This window comes from Microbacterium sp. SORGH_AS_0421 (assembly GCF_030818635.1).
GTDB lineage: Bacteria > Actinomycetota > Actinomycetes > Actinomycetales > Microbacteriaceae > Microbacterium.
Map to the genome: position 1 here is coordinate 3,085,258 of NZ_JAUTAO010000001.1, position 16,243 is coordinate 3,101,500.

General features: G+C 65.6%; 14 protein-coding genes and 1 tRNA gene. 9 read left to right on the forward strand and 6 right to left on the reverse strand.

The window, feature by feature from the left end; all coding sequences use genetic code 11:
- Positions 1-71 precede the first annotated feature (71 nt).
- Entirely contained in the window at positions 72-1,415 is a 1,344-nt protein-coding gene (locus QE416_RS14795) for an aminoglycoside phosphotransferase (RefSeq protein ID WP_307317301.1), read from the forward strand.
- 75 nt (positions 1,416-1,490) lie between these two features.
- Here the strand turns inward: QE416_RS14795 and QE416_RS14800 are convergent, their stop codons facing one another.
- Positions 1,491-3,023, reverse strand: a complete 1,533-nt coding sequence (locus QE416_RS14800) for a S1C family serine protease (protein WP_307317306.1) — start codon at positions 3,021-3,023, stop codon at positions 1,491-1,493.
- Positions 3,024-3,171: 148 nt separating this feature from the next.
- Between QE416_RS14800 and QE416_RS14805 the strand changes: the two genes are divergently transcribed.
- The 3 genes from QE416_RS14805 (at position 3,172) to QE416_RS14815 (ending at position 6,753) form a co-directional block, all read left to right on the forward strand.
- Entirely contained in the window at positions 3,172-4,377 is a 1,206-nt protein-coding gene (locus tag QE416_RS14805; RefSeq protein ID WP_307317308.1) for an aminotransferase class I/II-fold pyridoxal phosphate-dependent enzyme, read from the forward strand.
- Between the two features lie 244 nt (positions 4,378-4,621).
- Positions 4,622-4,804, forward strand: coding sequence for a hypothetical protein (locus QE416_RS14810; RefSeq protein ID WP_307317309.1), 183 nt, complete (start codon positions 4,622-4,624; stop codon positions 4,802-4,804).
- Between the two features lie 635 nt (positions 4,805-5,439).
- A complete protein-coding gene (locus QE416_RS14815) occupies positions 5,440-6,753 on the forward strand; it encodes an O-antigen ligase family protein (RefSeq protein WP_307317312.1) in 1,314 nt (437 codons plus the stop codon).
- Positions 6,754-7,147: 394 nt separating this feature from the next.
- On the opposite strand, the gene QE416_RS14820 is transcribed toward QE416_RS14815, so the two are convergent.
- On the reverse strand, positions 7,148-7,954 hold the full coding sequence (locus QE416_RS14820) for a carbon-nitrogen hydrolase family protein (RefSeq protein WP_307317314.1): 807 nt from the start codon (positions 7,952-7,954) through the stop codon (positions 7,148-7,150).
- Positions 7,955-8,232: 278 nt separating this feature from the next.
- On the opposite strand from QE416_RS14820, the gene QE416_RS14825 reads away from it, so the two are divergent.
- A tRNA-Met gene (locus QE416_RS14825) sits at positions 8,233-8,306 on the forward strand.
- A 209-nt stretch (positions 8,307-8,515) separates the two neighbouring features.
- Here the strand turns inward: QE416_RS14825 and QE416_RS14830 are convergent.
- The 4 genes from QE416_RS14830 to QE416_RS14845 all read right to left on the reverse strand — a co-directional run bounded on the left by QE416_RS14830 (position 8,516) and on the right by QE416_RS14845 (position 12,121).
- On the reverse strand, positions 8,516-8,740 hold the full coding sequence (locus tag QE416_RS14830) for a Dabb family protein (protein WP_307317315.1): 225 nt from the start codon (positions 8,738-8,740) through the stop codon (positions 8,516-8,518).
- Positions 8,741-8,806: 66 nt separating this feature from the next.
- Positions 8,807-9,733, reverse strand: coding sequence for a GDP-L-fucose synthase (locus QE416_RS14835; protein WP_307317967.1), 927 nt, complete (start codon positions 9,731-9,733; stop codon positions 8,807-8,809).
- A gap of 53 nt (positions 9,734-9,786) precedes the next feature.
- Positions 9,787-10,836, reverse strand: coding sequence for a GDP-mannose 4,6-dehydratase (gene gmd, locus QE416_RS14840; RefSeq protein WP_210074473.1), 1,050 nt, complete (start codon positions 10,834-10,836; stop codon positions 9,787-9,789).
- Between the two features lie 16 nt (positions 10,837-10,852).
- The gene (locus tag QE416_RS14845; protein WP_307317317.1) at positions 10,853-12,121 is read right to left on the reverse strand and encodes a glycosyltransferase; all 1,269 of its coding nucleotides are present in this window, start codon (positions 12,119-12,121) and stop codon (positions 10,853-10,855) included.
- Between the two features lie 24 nt (positions 12,122-12,145).
- Between QE416_RS14845 and QE416_RS14850 the strand changes: the two genes are divergently transcribed.
- The 4 genes from QE416_RS14850 to QE416_RS14865 all read left to right on the forward strand — a co-directional run bounded on the left by QE416_RS14850 (position 12,146) and on the right by QE416_RS14865 (position 16,243).
- Positions 12,146-12,751, forward strand: coding sequence for an acetyltransferase (locus QE416_RS14850; protein ID WP_210075339.1), 606 nt, complete (start codon positions 12,146-12,148; stop codon positions 12,749-12,751).
- Entirely contained in the window at positions 12,748-13,872 is a 1,125-nt protein-coding gene (locus QE416_RS14855) for a glycosyltransferase (RefSeq protein WP_307317319.1), read from the forward strand. The genes QE416_RS14850 and QE416_RS14855 overlap by 4 nt, the downstream gene beginning before the upstream one ends.
- A complete protein-coding gene (locus QE416_RS14860) occupies positions 13,865-14,965 on the forward strand; it encodes a glycosyltransferase (protein ID WP_307317322.1) in 1,101 nt (366 codons plus the stop codon). The genes QE416_RS14855 and QE416_RS14860 overlap by 8 nt, the downstream gene beginning before the upstream one ends.
- Positions 14,966-15,106: 141 nt before the next feature.
- Complete coding sequence (locus QE416_RS14865; protein WP_307317325.1) at positions 15,107-16,243, forward strand: glycosyltransferase family 4 protein; 1,137 nt, start codon at positions 15,107-15,109, stop codon at positions 16,241-16,243.

Sequence of the window (16,243 nt, forward strand, 5' to 3'; positions counted from 1 at the left end):
CCCTCTCTCACCGACGAGGGGCCGCGCGCAAGACCTGCACGAAGGACTCGACGGCGCGTTAGCCTGCCCGCATGGGCGACCTCCTCGAACTCCTCGCTGTCTGGATGCCGCGTCAGCGCTGGTACGGAACAAAGGGCCGCGACCCGCGGCTGACTCTCGTGGCCGACTGGCCGCTCGACGCCGCCGACGCGCGAGTGCTGCTGGTGCGCGACGAAGCCGTGCAACCGGCGATCGTGTACCAGGTGCCCGTCGCACGCCGAGCGGAAGGCTCGGTTCCGCCGGGGAGCCTGATCGGCGCCGCAGCCGAGGGACAGGTATGGACGGATGCCACCACCGACCCCGCCTTCACCGACGCGCTGTACGCGCTGGTCACCGCGGGCGGCGAGGTGGGGGCGCCGGAGGACGGCTTCCGGGGCATCGCGCTCGGGGCGACCAACGGGCGCCCGTTGGCCTCGCGTACGACGGCCCGCGTGCTCAGCGGCGAGCAGTCGAACACCTCGATCATCTACCGTCTCGAGGGTGAAGAAACGGGTGTACCCGTCATCTGTAAGTTGTTCCGTCAGGTGAATCCGGGGATTAATCCCGACGTCGAGCTCCAGTCCGCGCTGGCCGCCGGCGGGGCCTCATTCGTGCCCGGAGCGATCGGTGAGGTACGCGGAATCTGGATGACCCCGGAGGGCGTTCCCGTCAGCGGTTCGCTCGCCTTCGCGCAGGAGTTCTTCGAGGGCGTCGAAGATGCGTGGCGCGTCGCGCTCGATGCCGCCGCCGCAGGCGACGACTTCTCGGAGCGTGCGTACGCCCTCGGAGCGAGTGTCGCCGGCATGCACGTGGCCCTGGCCGAGCGGTTCTCGACATTCCCCCCGAGTGCGGCCGACAAGTCGTCGGTGAACAGCGCCTGGGAACGCCGCCTGACCATCGCACTGATGGAGGTGCCCGCCCTCAAGCCCTACGAGGAGCAGATCCACGAGGTCTACGACAGGGCCCTCGACGTGAGGTGGCCGGCTCTTCAGCGCATTCACGGCGATCTGCACCTCGGGCAGGTGCTCGACACCGCCTCGAACGGCTGGGTGCTCCTGGACTTCGAGGGCGAGCCGCTTCGCCCGATCAACGAGCGTCTGCAGCCCGACGTCGCCGTGCGCGATGTCGCGGGAATGCTCCGCTCGTTCGACTACGTCTCGGGCGCGGTCGCCGACGACGACGGCGAAGCCGTGCGCGCGTGGGTCATCGCTGCGCAGCAGGCGTTCCTCGACGGGTACGCCGCCACGACCGGCCGCCCCCGCACCGACGACGACGCTCTGTTGAAGGCCTTCGAGCTCGACAAAGCCGTGTACGAGGCGATCTACGAGACGCGCAACCGCCCGGACTGGGTGGGCATCCCCCTCGCGGCGATCGGGCGGTTGGCACCCCTGCACTGACGGGGCCCGAAACCCACGAAGAACGCCACCCCGCTGGGATTCAGCGGGGTGGCGTTCTTCGCGGGAACCGCGGGGTCAGCTCGTGGGCATGGACCCCAGGGTCACCTCGGCGGTCTTCTCGGCGTTGCCGCGGTTGTACGTGACCTCCGCCTTGCTGCCGGCGGCGAGAGCGCGCACCTGAGCGGTCAGGTCGATGGAGTTCGTGATCGGGATGCCGTTGAACTTGGTGATCACGTCACCCTTCTGCAGCCCGGCGGCCTGGGCCGCGCCGCCGCTGGACACGTCGGCGATGTAGGCACCGGTCGTGGTGGCGCCCTGGATGGACGCGGCATCCTGAACCGAGGCACCCAGCAGGCCGTGCGTGGCGGAGCCGTTGTCGATGATCTCCTGGGAGACGCGCTTGGCGATGTCGGAGGGGATCGAGAAGCCGACGCCGATGTTGCCCGACTGCCCGCCCGAGGACGACCCGCCGGCGCTCGCGATGGCGACGTTGATGCCGATGAGCTTGCCCTGGTTGTCGACGAGCGCCCCGCCCGAGTTGCCGGGGTTGATGGCGGCGTCGGTCTGGATGACGGCGATCTTGATCGTCTGACTGGTCGACTGCTGCTGCTGACCCTGACCGAAGTCGAAGCGGAACGGGCTCTCCTGGCCGGGCTCCTGCTGCTGCTGGTCGGAGCCGTCGCTCGGAGCGGCCGACGAAGCGACCTGGATCGAGCGGTTCAGCGCGCTGACGATACCCGTGGTGACCGTGTTGGGTAGGTCGAGGGGAGCGCCGACGGCGATGGTGTTGTCGCCGACATTGAGCTTCGACGAATCGGCCCACTCGATCGGGGTCAGACCTGAAGCGTTCTCGAGCTTGATGACCGCGAGGTCGTAGGTGGGGTCGGTTCCGACCACCTTGGCCGCGTAGACCTTGCCGTCCGACGTGGTGACCGAGATGCTCGCGCTGCCGCTCTGACCGTCGAGGGTGACCACGTGGGTGTTGGTGAGCACGTAGCCGTCCTGGCTGAGGATGACGCCCGAACCGGTGCCGCCCGACTGCCCGGCCGTGGCGCTGATGGTCACGACGCTCGGGACGACCTTCGCGGCGACCGCGGAGGTGTTGTTGACGCTGTCGGGGTTGTTGACGGTGATCGCCTGCGGCCCCGAGGCGACCGAGGAGTTCGATCCGCCCCAGAGGCTGAGGCCGGCGTAGGTGCCGCCGAGACCTGCGCCACCGCCGACGAGGGCGGCCGCGACCAGCAGAGCGGCGATCCGCGGTGCCGCGCTCTTCTTGCGGGGAGCGGTGGATGCCGAGGACGGCATCGCCAGCGTGGGGTGCGCGTCGGTCGCAGCGGGGCCGAAGGCCTGACCGGTCGGCGAGGTGGAGCCCGAGGGGGCCGAGGCGCAACCGGGCTGCTGGGGCGCGGCAGCACCCGCGGCGGGCGGCGGCCAGGCCGCGGCGGCCGAGGCCGGCGAACGGGTGGGGACCGGCGGCGCGTCGTAGCGCGGGGCGGCGGGGGCGGTGGACTCGGGCTGCGGCGACGCGGGAACGGCGCCGTTCGCGGCCGGGTTGTTCTGGTGGCTGTTGTCGTTGCCCTCGGGACGGTTGTCCGTGGTGTCGCTCATGGGATGCTCCTTGTTCCAGGTGCTTCTACGATGACCACCGTTCCTGTGGACCACCTATGACGGGCGTGGGCCGTCTCTATGGGTCTAGCAGGAGAGACCCGCGCGGCATTCCCGCTTGCGCTGCGCGAGGGTGCGGCATCCTGGATCCATGCGACACATTCCCGGCGCCTGGCAGCGCACCGCTCAAGGCGCGGGACTGCTCGCGCCCGACGGCTCATCGGTTCCGACGATCTTCGCCGAGATGAGCGCCCTCGCCACCGCGACCGGCGCCCTCAACCTCGGCCAGGGCTTTCCCGACGAGGACGGACCGGAAGCGGTTCTGGATGCCGCCCGCTCGGCCATCTCGTCGGGCGTCAATCAATACGCCCCGGGACGCGGCTTTCCCGACCTGTTGGCCGCCGTCGCCGAGCACCAGAGGCGCTTCTACGGGATCGAGCTCGACCCGCAGCGCGAGGTGCTGGTGACGGTCGGAGCGACCGAGGCGCTCGCCGCGACCCTGCTGGCGCTCGTGGACTCCCCCGACGACGAGGTCGTGGTGTTCGAGCCGTACTACGACTCGTACGCGGCCTGCGTGGCCCTGTCGGGCGCGAAACTCGTGCCCGTGCCCTTGCGGTGGCCCGACTTTCAACCCGACCTCGCGCAGCTCGCAGCGGCCGTCACGGATCGCACCCGCGTGATCCTCGTGAACGACCCGCACAACCCGACCGGCACGGTCTTCTCGCGCGAGGTGCTCGACGAGGTCGTTCGCCTGGCCCACCGGCACGACGCGATCATCGTCACCGACGAGGTCTACGAGCACCTGGTGTTCGACGGACCGCACGTGCCGATCGCCACCCTCCCCGGAGCCGCGGAGCGGACGCTGTCGATCTCGTCGGGCGGCAAGACGTTCTCGCTGACCGGGTGGAAGACCGGGTGGGTCACCGGCCCCGCCGATCTCGTCACCGCCGTGCTCGCCGTCAAGCAGTACCTCACCTATGTGGGCGGTTCGCCTTTTCAACCGGCGATCGCGGTGGGCCTGCGCCTCCCCGACGCGTTCTTCGCCTCGGTCGCGTCCGAGATGGCGGCCAAGGCCGCCCTGCTGGGCACGGGGCTGCGCGCCGCCGGGTTCGACGTCTCGACGCCCGCGGGGTCGTATTTCACGGTGGTGGATGCCGCCCCGCTCGGCGCCACCGACGCCGACGCGTTCTGCCGCGAGCTGCCCGCCCGCGCCGGGGTGGTCGGTATTCCGCTCACCGCGTTCGTGACGCCCGAGCACCGCGGCGACTACGCGACGCTCGTGCGGTTCGCCGCGTGCAAGCGGGTGGAGGTGCTGCAGGATGCGGCGGAGCGATTGGCGGGGATGACGTTCAACTGAGGCGGCCGAGGCGCGCAGACAGTCGCTGAGCGTCGACGAGTACACGCTTCCCGCCGTCGAATCACCCCGCCGTCCGGGAGAGATGTCGACCACACAGAAGCCGCCCCCTTTCCCTCCGAAAGCGTGACGTTTGTTGCGGACAAAATACGAAATATTGTCGAATGGTCAACAAACCCGCATCGCAGGTCTCACACGTGAAAACGTAGCGGTGCGCCATGACGAACCCGCGTTGGTTGGAGGCCGTGTGACCGAGGGCGTGAAAGAAGTGATACGTCGGGTACTTCGCGACGATCCGACCGTCGAGGTTCGCTACACCTTCGCGATCCGGCCTGGTAGCTTCCACCAGGGCGTCGGGGTGCTGTTCGTCCATCCGTCCCACGAGTCCGTCGTCGCCGCAGTGAGAGCGCAAGCCCGTGGCCAGCTCTGACGGTTTGACCTCCGCGTCGACCGGATCGTGTCGAGCCTGCGGCCACGCAGCCGTCGGGCTGCGACGCAGCAAACTCGCGGTGTTCGTGGAACGTGTCACGCCCGGGCGGTGCTCTTGGACAACGTGTGCGAGCTTCGAGTACTCCGAGACGGCGTCGATGACGCGAACGTTCTGCCCGTGTTCTGGACCCGCGCATCAGCTTCGCGTGGTCGACCGCGCGGACGGGATCGAACTCAACGGCTCGGGCTGGTGACGACCGCCAACGACGAGACGCCACGAGCGCGAACTCTAACTAGGGATGCCGCCTGGCCAGGACCTCATTGAAGCGTCGTGTCGAAGGGTGCGCCAGCCTGTCGACTGAGGGACGTCCGGTCTCGCGTGCATCGGTATCTCCATCCGCCCACGGCACGTCGCTTCACCCGACTGCGGTGGTGGAGACGGAGCACATCGCCTCCGCCGGGATCGTTGTCTGATTGCATCCTCGGCATCGATAGCTAGCGCGGCTCAACCTGCGGGAACACTCGGGGCCTCATCCGGGGCCCTGAAAGCACATGTCTCCCACACGTCAGCTTCACGCAGAGGCGACGAAGTCTGCGCACGACTGATGCAGTCGAGGACTTGGTTAGGCTGACCGCATGTCACTTGCGCTGATAGCTCTGCTCTGTGCCGTGGCACTTTGGTTTCTCGCGATTCGCCGTCCCAGCAAACGAACCCACCCGTCCGCTGAACGGATCGAGTTCTGGTGGACGCTCTCCGCGTTCGCCGCCGGCATGAGCTTTCCCGCTCTAAACATCGCATCGGTGGGGTCCGTCGGATCATCCGACCTGGACGTGGCCATACGACTCGCACCCATACTCGCCTTCGGGTTCATTGCAGTCGTACGCTCACTAGTGACAAGAGCGCGCATCCCCGCAAGCGGGGCGTGGCTTCTACTCGCGTTTGGTGTTCTCGCCGCCCAATCGATACAGACGCCCTCACCCATCGTCGTCCTGTCGTTTCTGCTTTTCCTCCCGGCCATCGTTACGCCCTCTCGAGGTTACGATCTGCAGGCCATCCTGGACGGCAGCCGTGTAGGCATCACAGTCGGCCTCGTTGCCATTGCGGGAATTGCGGCTATCAACGGGCCCCTTGTCATTGGCGCCTGCCGCCTAGACAAGTGCTCGATGTGGGGCGAATCGCTCGGTCCACTTGGAACTGGCAACGCCCTCGGACTCGTTGTCGCGGCCAGCGCAGCTGTAAGCCTTCTCACCACGTCATCGCCAGTCCGTTTTGGCGTCGTCGTGATGAGCAGCTACATCCTGGTCGACCTGACTAGCAGCCGCTCGGCACTGTACTCGTGGATCGCTGCAGTCGGCATCGCACTTGCTTACCAATTGTCCAAGCAGACGGGCCGGAAATTCTTCGTCACAACTGCGGCCGTTGCAGCGGGCGTCGTGACCGCCTCATTCACGTTTCTCGGCTGGACAGGCCTGGACTTCACGGAGCGTGGCGCCCTGTGGCTTTACGCGCAGCGGCTTATCGAAGCGCAGCCATGGTTCGGGTACGGCTCGTCGTTCTGGGTTCGAGGCGGCGGCACCGACGGCATACAACTGAACTACTCCACCCATAACCTGTTTCTTGAACTTCTCGTCTCGTTCGGGGTCGTCGGAGTCGGAGCGTTCGTGGTTGCGGTGGTCTATGCGTGCCGCGCCCAGTGCCAGCTTGAGTCACGTCTCTTCACGACGGCACTCGCCGGCGTCCTCTGCGTCATGTCGATTACCGAAGTATTCTCGGCACCCGGCAGGCCCTACATCATGGCCGCGTTCGTCGTCTTTCTCTTCATTGCCGGGGCTTCTGCCCAGGAACCTCGCTCGGGCTCGACGCGGACGGGCACACAGGCCACTGCGGATCCCGCAGATACGGCATTGGGGCGGCCTAGCCGGACGCGCCGCCCAAGATTCCTACAATGACCCCGCCCGGGTCCATGGCATCTCAGGCCTTTGTATAGGCGAACGCGACCGCACGAAAAACAGAGCCCGAGCTCTGCCTCCCGGGCGAAGCCGGTTGGCCACGACCTGTAGCCCTTTCGCGTTGCCTAAATTGAACCGCCCGTCCCTGGCAGTCTCCTCGCTATAGCAGTCCCAGAGGTCCGGGTGGTGAGGCCGGCAGTGTAGGCGGTCGACCGCACCGAGGTCGGCTCTCCCTTGACGATTCTGGCTGCGAAGTAGGGCGCCGGTATCGCGGCGATCGTGCAGGGTAGGTGCCGTCTGCCTATTCGCCTACATACAACGGGCAAACGTCGCAGCGCTTCCCGGCGACGGCAGAAACGTCGTGGACCGATCGGTGTGACAAATTTCGAGTCGATCAGCGCGGCGTGACCCGGTACCGTCGCAGCTCCAGAGCGGGGTTCACACGCCTCACACGCGCAATCGCGGCCGGATCTACATGTGCCACTGCCACATCGGTCGCCGTGCCCACCTGAGCCACGGTGACGCCCTGCGGGTCGATAATCATCGAATGCCCCACACCGAGCGGCGGTGGGTGGTCGGCCGCAGCCACGAAGAAGGTATTCTCGATCGACCTGGCGGTCAGCAGCGTCTTCCAGTGGTGTTCCTTGAGCGGACCACGGACCCATTCCGCCGGAACCAGAGCCACGTCGACTCCTGCATCCGCCAACGTGCGAGACACCTCGGGGAACCGCAGGTCGTAACAGGTCATCAAACCAAACCGCAGACCACGCACCTCGAACGTCTGGGGCGGAACAATCTCCCCCGGCTCCACCCAGTCGGACTCACGCTGTCCGAAGGCGTCGTACAGGTGCAGCTTTCGATAGACCGACCGGATGCCGTCGGCACCCACCGCAACGACCGCGTTCCGCACGCGGCGGCCGTCGTCGGCTCTTTCGACGAGCCCCGCGACCACGACGATGTCGAGTTCCGCCGCCAACGTGACGAGCGTTTGCACGAACGGGCCGTCGAGGTCTTCGGCGTTCTCCGCGAGGGACGGGTCGAAGGGGTCCACGAAGTAGCTGGAGTACTCCGGGAAGACGACCACACCGGCCCCACGGGCCGCAGCCGTGCGGGCGAGATCAGCGATGTCGGCGAGGTTGCCCTCTCGCGAGGCCGACGGCGCGAACTGGGCGACGCCAATGCCGACGGTGTCGTGACTCATCGAGCCCTCTCCCTCTCCCGTACCGGACGATCACCGGCACCACGATCCACAGTACGAGGATGACGCGCCGCGCACGACCCCGGACGCCACGACCGCGCTCAATTCAGCGCTAGAGAATCTCCGTTCTGCTGCGGTCGGCTCGGCGCGCTAGCCAATCAGGGCGTCCGCCGACGATTTTGTGATGTTGCCTCTCACCAGGCTATTCTCGCGCGACACTCCCGGGCCGTACGCCCGGATTTGCGAGTTCGTTCATCTGTGGGTAATGTTTTCTCTTGTGCCGCGGGGTGGAGCAGCTCGGTAGCTCGCTGGGCTCATAACCCAGAGGTCGTAGGTTCAAATCCTGCCCCCGCAACAAGAAGAAGGCCCCGGATCGCAAGATCCGGGGCCTTCTGCCTTTTGCGCACGTCACCGAAGCCCGTCACCTGCGGCGGACGCGAACCGGACCTGGCCTATCGTGCCCAGGTGGAGATGGCGAAGCGTCGCGCCCGCCGTCGCAGTCTGTTGTCCGCGCAGGTGAACCGCTGCGTTGCTCGGATCGAGCTACGCCGCTGACCGGCCCATTCACGGGACTTCCGTCGACCAATCCCCCACCCACCAGTCAGCCATCCCCGCCATACGTCGGGCAACCTGCCGGTGAACCTCCCCCGCGCGCCACGTCTCGAACGCGCATCGGTCCCGAAAGGTCCCGTCCTGGACGATGATCCGCCCCTTGCGTGTATCGAGCGACAGGACGACGGTCCACGCCGTGACCTCCAGTGCATTTCCGGCTGCGCGCAGCTCGTCCATGGCCGCAGACACGTCCGGGTCCGTGACGTCATCACGGACCCGGAACAAAACCACGTGTCGGAACACCTACTCGCGAATGGTGTCGACGTGGTCGCGGTACCAGGCGACCGTGCGCTCCATGCCCTCTTCGAGTGAGATGGATGCCGTCCAGCCTGCATCGGCGAGCTTGGACACGTCCAAGAGCTTCTGCGGCGTGCCGTCAGGCTTGGACGTATCCCATTCGGTTTCACCGGTGAAGCCCGTGACACGAGCGATCGTCTCGGCGATCTCGCGAATCGTCACGTCGCTGCCAGTACCGACGTTGACCTGGTCCGGCCCGTCGTAGTGCTCCATCAGGTGCAGGCAAGCATCGGCCATGTCATCGGCGTGCAGGAACTCACGGCGCGGTGTTCCGGTCCCCCAGTTCGTGACGCTCGCCGCCCCGGAGCGCGCAGCTTCGTCATAACGACGGATGAGCGCCGGCAGCACGTGCGACCCCTTCGGCGAGAAGTTGTCGTTGGGGCCGTAGAGGTTGGTCGGCATCGCGCTGATCCACGGCAGACCGTACTGACGACGCACGGCCTGCGTCTGCAGGATGCCTGCGATCTTCGCGATGGCATACGCGTCGTTCGTGGGTTCGAGGTGCCCCGTCAACAGCGAGTCTTCACGGATGGGCTGCTCAGCGAACTTCGGGTAGATGCAGGATGAGCCGAGGAACAGCACCCGCTCCACGTCGTTAGCGAGGGCGGCATCGAGCACGTTGACCTGGATGCGCATGTTGTCGCTCAAGAAGTCCACCGGGTAGGTGGAGTTCGCGAGGATGCCGCCTACCTTCGCCGCGGCCAGCACGACGTACTTCGGCTTGGTCTCCCCCATATAGGCGAAAACGGCGTCGCGGTCCTTGAGATCGAGCTCGGCGGAGGGCTTCCCCACAACGTTCTCGAACCCGGAGGCCTCGAGCTTGCGCACGATGGCCGACCCGACGAGCCCGCGATGACCGGCGACGTAGAACATCGCGTCACGGTCGAGCTCACCCGGTGTGTACTGCACACCGTCGACGGCGGTGCTCACGCGCGCGCTCCGAGCATGTCGCGGTTGGTCCAGGTCGGAAGCGAGACGGTGTCGATCCACTCGGAACCCCTCTCGAGAAGAGTGACGTCCGCGTCCACCATGAGCTTCGCCAGTTCCTCACCGTGGACCGAGGGCACCCAGCCGAGCTTGTCAGCAGCTTTGGTCGGGTCGCCGATGAGGGCGTCGACCTCGGTCGGGCGCAGGTAGCGCTCGTCGAACTTGACGAATTCGGCCCAGTCGAGTCCGACGTGACCGAAGGAGACCTCGAGAAAGTCCCTGATCGTGTAACCCACCCCGGTGGCAAGCACGAAGTCTTCCGGCGTGTCGGCCTGCAGCATGCGCCACATACCTTCCACGTACTCGGCCGCGTAACCCCAGTCACGGACGGAGTCGAGGTTTCCGAGGTACAGGTCCTTCTGAACGCCGGCCTTGATACGCGCGACGGCGCGTGTGATCTTGCGCGTCACGAAGGTCTCGCCACGGCGGGGTGACTCGTGATTGAACAAAATGCCGTTGACCGCGTACATGTCGTACGCCTCGCGATAGTTCTTGGTGATCCAGTAGCTGTAGAGCTTGGCCGCTGCATACGGCGAGCGCGGGTAGAACGGAGTCTCTTCGTTCTGGGGCGGCGGCGTGGCGCCATACAGCTCGGATGTGGAGGCCTGGTAGAACTTCGTCTGGATACCGGAGAGACGCACCGCTTCGAGCAGGCGAATAGTTCCGGTGCCGGTGGTGTCGGCCGTGTGCTCGGGCTCGTCGAACGAGACGCGCACGTGCGACTGGGCCGCAAGGTTGTAGACCTCGTCAGGGTTGATCTCAGACATGAGCGTCACCAGCCGCGCGCCGTCAGACAGGTCGCCGTAGTGGAGGAAAAGCTTCGCACTCGGGTCGTGCGAGTCGACATAGAGGTGGTCGATGCGGTGGGTGTTGAACGTCGACGCCCGTCGGATGAGTCCGTGAACCTCGTACCCCTTAGACAGGAGCAATTCGGCGAGATAGGACCCATCCTGGCCCGTGATGCCAGTGATGAAAGCACGCTTGGTCACGTTTTTGAACCAATCTTCAGGAGGATCTGGGATGAGCGGAATGCTTCTTGGCAGCGGAGGCGGTGAGATCCGCGAGAAGACTATCGAACTGGTCGATCGCGAATGTTTCGCCCAGAAGGTGCTCCTTGTAACGTCTCCCGTTTGCCCCGAGCCGAGCGGATTCCTCGCCGCTCGAGGCGAGACGCTTCGCTCCGCTCAGGATCGCCTCGGCGTCACCCGCAGGGACCGTTATTCCCGCCTCGGCCATCGCTATCTCCTGCGCGGTGATCCCGGCGGCATCCGTGGCGGCCAGAACGGGGCGTCCAGACGCGAAGTAGGAGGTCAGTTTGCTGGGCACTGCCATCTCGGCAACGCCGGGCAGCTCGTTCACGAGAAGAACGTCAGCTGCCTGCAAGACGTCGCCGAAGGAGCGATTGTCGAGCGGTGCCATCAGTTCCGTCGTCGTTGGAGAATCCTGGATCTGCTCCTTGAGTTCTTCTCTCTGAGAGCCGTCGCCCACGAGAATGAATCGCACACGCTCTCTGCGCACCTTCGCAAGGCGTCCGGCTTCCACAACATAACGAAGCCCCTGTTTGACGCCCATATTGCCGGCGTGCACCACGATGACCTCGTCGTCGGCCCATCCGTACGCTCGCCGAACGGCGCCCGCATCAACCGGTGGGAGCGGAGGAAGGTGCGACCAATTGCGAACTACGGCGATGCGCTCGCGAGGAACGCCGAAGTCTTCATGAACACGGTCGGCAAATCGGTCGTGAATAACCACGACAGTCGTCGCAGATCTCAAAAGCCATCTCTCCACAGCGAGGATGGCTCGCGCCGCGAGGCCGCCCCCCTGCCCCGTCTCGAGCACGCCGAGGCCGTAGAGGTCTTGCACCCAGACGACGAAGGGCGTCCGCCGATGGGTGGCCAACGCCCGCAAGCGTACGAGCGCTGACGACAACAACGCGGGTGAAACCGCAATGATCGACGCGGGACGACCCCACCGAATGAGCATCTGGCGAAGGCCGAATGTCACCTCGGAAAGGGCGCGAGGAACGGGAGATGGCCGCCTCGGGACGTAGTGACGCAGACGTTGCACCGCCACCCCGCTGTAATTTTCTTGCCGTATCCACTGTCCGTAACCGGCGTCGACCTTCCAGGCCGGATAATGGGGGTGGGCCACCACAGAGCGCACGAGATGGCCACGTTCCGCAAGGCCAGACGCGAGACCTCCCGTATAGGGAGAGATTCCCGTAGCCTCCGGGGGAAAGTTCAGCCCGAACACGAGGGTTCGCAAAGGTTGCACGTTCCGAACCCTACAGCGGTGACCATGACGGAGCAGCGAAACGAAAGGGACGCCGTGGGCGAAATTCCCGTGATCGACCTCTCGAAAGCCCCGGGCGAGAGAGCCGCGTGGGACCAGCCGCGGTGGAAGGTGTACCTCTGGGCCGCGTGTGAACTGCTCTTCGTCACAAATGCATGGCAAATCAGCTCTGGTATCCGCATCCGTGTGCTGCGTGCGTTCGGCGCAGAGATCGGCCGTGGCGTGATCTTCCGCCCCCGCACCCGAGTGAAATTCCCGTGGAAGCTGCACATCGGCGACCGCTCCTGGATAGGCGAAGGTGTGTGGTTCCACAACCAGGACCACATTCACGTGGGCCACGACGTGGTGATCTCGCAGGAGACGCTCTTGACGACGGGGAGTCACGCCCACCGTCGGGACATGGCCCTTCTCACCCGCCCCATCCATATCGAAGCCGGCGCCTGGATCACCTCGCGGTGCATCGTGCTGGGCGGAGCGCACATCGGTCGTAATGCCCTCATTCGTCCGCTCAGCGTGGTTGAGGCGCGTGCGGTACCCGCAGATGAGGTGTGGGGCGGCAATCCGATGGCGTTCGTTGGGCCCCGTTCATTGGATGCACGGAACCCCGCATGAAAATTGCGCACGTCGTGACCTACGCCTCGGCAGACGGAGCCTTCGGAGGGCCGACGCGCGTGGCCTTCGGACAGGCCAAGGCGCTTGCCGAACTCGGCCACGAAGTGACCGTTTTCGCGGGGTCGCCCGCGGACGAGGCTGGCGACACCGATCGAGACGGCTTCCGTCTTCGAACGTTCCCCGCACACAAGGTCGCGCCATTCGGCGGATTCGCGACATTGCGTCCCCGCGGCCTGCGCGCTGCTGTCCGCGCCCAGGCGAGCGAGCTGGACGTCGCCCACGTGCACCTGGCTCGCGACCTGGCGACCCTTCCTGCTGCCCTCGCCCTCAAAAAGGCTGGCGTGCCGTACGTCACACAGACACACGGCATGATCGACGGCTCCGAAAAGAAACTCGCCTCTCTGCTGGACCTCATCGCCACTCGCCGGGCGCTCGTCGGCGCCGCGAGTTGGTTGTTGCTGACGCCCGCGGAGAGGACGGATCTTGCCGAGCTAGCGACTCCGGGACGAGTGCGCGCGATCCGAAACGGGGTGGAATTACGCGAGATGACTCCTCTGGAAGAGCGAGGCGACACCGTGCTCTTCCTCGCGCGCCTGCACGAGCGGAAACGCCCGCTCGCGTTCGTCGAGATGGCGAAACGACTTGCCAGTGACCTTCCCGACACGAGGTTCTTGATCGTCGGGCCCGATGAAGGCGAAGGGACCGCCGTGACACGCGCAATCGCCTCCAGCGGATTGGGTAATCGTCTGCGGTGGATCGGCGCGCTTCCCCCTGACGAGACGGCATCCGCCATGGCATCCGCCCGGGTCTACGTGCTTCCCGCCGTCAACGAGGTGTTCCCGATGACCGTTCTCGAATCCTTCGTGGCGGGCACCCCGGTCGTCACGACCTCCTCACTGGGCATCGCTGCAGATTGCGAACGGTACGGCGCGGCTGTCGTCACCGACGGCACGGTGGAGGCGCTAGCCGAGGCGGTTCGGCGCGTACGCACCGACGACGATGTGTCTGAGTCGCTGCGCCGCGGAGCTGTCTCGTACGTGAAAGCGGAACTGGACATCAGCGGCGTTGCCCGCGAGTTACAGGACGAGTATGCCTACGCGATGGCGACGCGACGTGACTGAGGTCGTCATCGTGCAGCCGTATCTTCCTCGATATCGCTTGCCCTTCTTCGACGGCCTTTTCGCAGCCCTTCGAGCGGACGGAGTGAAGCTGCGCGTCATCGCTGGAGAAGCGTCGAAGGAACAGGCGCAGCGGGGAGATTCAGCGCTAGCGTCATGGCTCGAGCAAGTGCCTACGCGCACATTCTCCGTCGGCTCACGTAACCTCAACCTGACACGCACGTCCCATCTGTGGAGGGACTCGGATGCCGTCATCGTCCCCCACCAAGGCTCCTCACTCGACGCCCTCCTCGCCACGGTCGGGCGGCACCCACGTCGGGTCGGCGTGTGGGGACATATCGCCTCGTATACCTCGCCCCTCAACCCGGTCGACGGCGCGATTGAACGTTGGCAACTCCGGCATGCCCAACACGTCTTCGCCTACATGCCCGGCGGCGCTGCGTTCGCTCGAGGGCACGGAGTACCGGCAGAGCGCATCACCACCGTGATGAATACGATCGACACCACGAGTCTGCAGGCTGCTCTCGCGCGCACGACAAGCGCGGACATCGCGGCATTTCGCGAGCAACACGACATTCCAGACGCTCCGTACCTTTCCTACGTGGGTGGTCTCGACCGGAGCAAGAAGGTCGACGTGCTCGCCGATTCACTGGACGTGCTCCACTCGCGCGGAAGCGATGTGCACGTCGTAGTCGCTGGCCGCGGCGAGCAGGAGCACCTGCTCAGGCCGGCGGCAGCGCGGGGCCAGGTCACTCTCGTCGGCTACGCCGATGTGGACACGAAGGCAGTCATCTTGAAGGGGTCAGCGGCGATTGCCAACCCCGGGCGGGTTGGACTCATCGCCGTTGATGCACTGACCGCCCGCCGCGCGATCATTACGACCCAATGGCCCTGGCATGCGCCGGAGATCGAGTATCTGCGTTTGAACGAGAGCCTCATCATGCCTCGCGACAACGCGGCTGACTTCGCAGACGCATTGGAAACTGCTATCCAAAGCACAAACAACACAATGCCGATCGAATGGCCGGCACCTCCGCGCATGGAGGCCATGGTGGCCAATTTCCGAAACGGCATCATTGCACTGATAACCTCCTAAGTGCTCTCGTGGCGTCTGTCTTCTCCATCACGAGGGGCGTCGCGAACCCGCTCCCGGCGCCTGCCCCAGACGGTACCGCGCGGCAATTGTTGAGCCCAAAAACCGCCTGAATCACGGACTCCGCGGTCCAGAACGCGAGACGTGGAGCGTGTGCGCGCCCGAGACGCGGACGCGAAGGAAGTGGAACTGATGCAGAAAGTTGACTGGCTCACGGGCCGTGCAGCACCTTATCGGCGACCCGTCTGGGACGCTCTACGGAACCGGTTCGATTTCCAGATACGTCTGCTCGAAAGCAGCACACAATTTCACAGCAAGCCCGGTAACCGCCCCGAAGACTGGTACGAGATCGGTCTGCAGAGCGACGACACAGCGTTCGTGTCGACCAAGCGCCTGCAGTGCGGCGAGGAGAACTACTACCTCGCCCTCCGCCCGCCCCTGCGATCACATGTCGATGGCGTGGTACTCGGCGGCTGGGAATCCCCGGCGTACTGGCAGGCTCTTGCGCAGATCAAGACCGCCCGGCGCCCGGTGCGCAGCGTGGGCTTCTACGAATCGACACTTTCAAGCCAAGGGCATGCCGACGGCCTCGTCGCCGCCGCGCGTCGGTGGTACTTCCGCCATCTCGATGCCGTCGTTGTCCCTGGAGAGGCAGCTGCCGAAGCCGTCGCCGCGATGGGGGTGAAGGAAGCCAGAATCTACGTCGGATTCAATCCGGTCGACGTCGATTGGATTGCCCGCGAGTCGACTCGCCCGTGTCGAGAGGGTACCGGTCACCGCTTCCTCTTCATCGGACAGCTAGTCCCCCGCAAGGACCCCCTCTCACTCATCCGTGCCTTCGCGGACTGCCGAGAGGAAGCCGACCGACTCACCATCGTCGGCAAGGGAGAGCTGGCCCCAGCTACTGCTGCCGAGATCGACCGGCTTGCGCTCACCGAAGCTGTCGACATCGTGCCTTCTGTTTCCTACCAGGACATCCCCGCGCTGCTCGCCCGCCACGACACCCTGGTCCTCCCCTCGATTACCGAGGTGTGGGGACTGGTCGTAAACGAAGCGTTGGCCGCGGGCCTACACGCCGTCGTCTCGAGCGACGCGGGCGTCGCGCGGTCGGTAGCGAGTATGAAGGGCGTCTCGCTCTGCGAACCTGAACTGGCGGCAATTGCGCACGCGATGGCCGAGAGTCGCAGAACCTGGGCCGGTCCCATCGAGACGCCAGAGATCCTCTCGTGCACTCCCGGCAGGTTTGCCGAGGTGTTCGTCCGGGCTTTGAGCGCAGGGTGA